The sequence below is a fragment of the Shimia gijangensis genome (assembly GCF_900142085.1).
In the GTDB taxonomy this organism is placed as follows: domain Bacteria; phylum Pseudomonadota; class Alphaproteobacteria; order Rhodobacterales; family Rhodobacteraceae; genus Shimia; species Shimia gijangensis.
Genome location: NZ_FQZQ01000074.1, coordinates 1 through 1,200 on the forward strand (window position 1 = coordinate 1; position 1,200 = coordinate 1,200).

General features: G+C 53.7%; 2 protein-coding genes. Both read left to right on the plus strand.

The annotated features are described in order from the left end of the window. Positions 1-159 precede the first annotated feature (159 nt). Positions 160-396, plus strand: a complete 237-nt coding sequence (locus BUC32_RS20075) for a helix-turn-helix transcriptional regulator (RefSeq protein WP_073257452.1) — start codon at positions 160-162, stop codon at positions 394-396. Between the two features lie 115 nt (positions 397-511). Beyond that, positions 512-1,147: a hypothetical protein gene (locus BUC32_RS20080; protein ID WP_073257455.1), complete on the plus strand. Its 636-nt coding sequence runs from the start codon at positions 512-514 to the stop codon at positions 1,145-1,147. Positions 1,148-1,200 lie beyond the last annotated feature (53 nt).

A 1,200-nucleotide genomic window follows, 5' to 3' on the forward strand; every position in this document is an offset into this window, starting at 1 on the left:
ATTGGCAGGGAATTGAAACAACCAACCCTGATCAGCAGGAGCGAAAAGTAGCTTAAACTACGCCAGATCCTGTCCAACAAATGGGGAGTAGCTCAACCCTTTGCGCCGTGAGCGGGATTGTTATCAATAGGTAGGCACCTAAACCAACAGAGGTGCCAAATGAAACCTACAGATCAAACTACTCAAACGCCGCTTCCGGCGCTCGAGATAAACCCCGCAAAAGTCATACCAGCAAATGCCGTTCGAGACCTGTGCGGCGGTGTCAGTGACATGACGCTCTGGCGCTGGTTGCAAGATCCCAAACTCGACTTTCCCAGACCAATAAGCATCGGAAAACGCCGTTACTGGCGCGAGGCAGAGCTGTGTGATTGGCTCGAAGCACGAGAGGTCGCCTGATGGGGCGCGATAAGCGAAATGAACAGCGCGCCGACCGCTTCACGACGATGGTGCGCAACATGATGGAGGAAACCAATTGGCAGGCACTCTCCTCTCCAGCACGGAGGGCGGTGTAATGAGCAAGACAACCCGCGTACGAGGTTTTGCACAATGGTCCCCTCAGGAAAAGACACTGATCGTTTTAGAGCAGATCAACGAGGTTCTAGACGAATACCGCGAACACCTACCCATGACGATCCGGCAAGTATTCTACCGGCTGGTTGGCAGGTACGGTTACGGCAAGACGGAAAACGCCTATGAGGGACTTTGCGAAAAGCTGAACAGGGCTCGCCGGTCTGGCTTGATTTGTTTCTCTGCAATCCGTGATGACGGTGTATCTCTGTACAGGCCAAAGTGCTGGAGCGGTGTTGAGGATGTGATGCGTTCTGTATCGGCAGTAGCTGATAGCTACACACTGGATCGTCAGACAGGCCAGCCGGTGCGGTTGTGGGTCATGTGTGAAGCTGGTGGCATGGCCCCTATGTTGGCCAAAATCGCAGAGCCCTACGGTGTCCCGGTCATGTCCAGCGGCGGGTTCGATAGCCTAACCGCCAAACACAATTTTTCTCAGGAAGTATCAGAGTACGGCAGGGCGGAGATCCTGCACATTGGAGATCACGATCCGAGCGGAGTTCACCTATTCAGCGCCTTAGCTGACGACATTCAGCAGTGTCTGACGTCAGCGCCTATGGGTCCAATTAGGGTGATTTGATAAGGGAGAGTTTCTGGCTCATCGTAGCCACTGAGGAGTGGAAGATGAGAAAG